This is a genomic window from Mesorhizobium sp. M5C.F.Ca.IN.020.29.1.1 (assembly GCF_003997375.1).
Lineage (GTDB): Bacteria > Pseudomonadota > Alphaproteobacteria > Rhizobiales > Rhizobiaceae > Mesorhizobium > Mesorhizobium wenxiniae.
Map to the genome: position 1 here is coordinate 1 of NZ_RZSW01001198.1, position 432 is coordinate 432.

Sequence of the window (432 nt, forward strand, 5' to 3'; positions counted from 1 at the left end):
ATTGTAGATCGCTTCGCCACCGGCATAGAGCGAGATCGTCCTGATGGCGACGTTGAAGCGCATCGTGCCATTCGGCGCCATCCAGCCGACCGCCCCGCAATAGACCTCACGCGGGCCTTCCTCCAGATCGTTGAGGATTTCCATCGCCCGGATTTTCGGGCAGCCGGTAACCGACCCGCATGGAAACAATGCCGCGAAGATGTCCCCGATCGTCAGGCCGGGCAGAAGTTTTGCGCGCACCCGGCTCACCATCTGGTGGACGGTTCGACGATCATGCGGTTTTCCGCCTGGGTCTTCGGGTCGTTCCTCAGAAACGCCTTGACCCGGCGATCCTCCTCCTCGGTGTTGCCGCGTGGCGCGGTGCCCTTCATCGGCAAGGTCTGGATGAAACCCTTTTCGTCGATCTCAAAAAACAGTTCCGGAGAGCGGGAG

At 60.9% G+C, this 432-nt stretch carries 1 pseudogene; it reads right to left on the reverse strand.

The features are described 5' to 3' along the window. Positions 1-371 (reverse strand): annotated as a pseudogene (locus tag EOA85_RS37020) (chorismate-binding protein); the annotation flags it as partial. Positions 372-432: the final 61 nt, after the last annotated feature.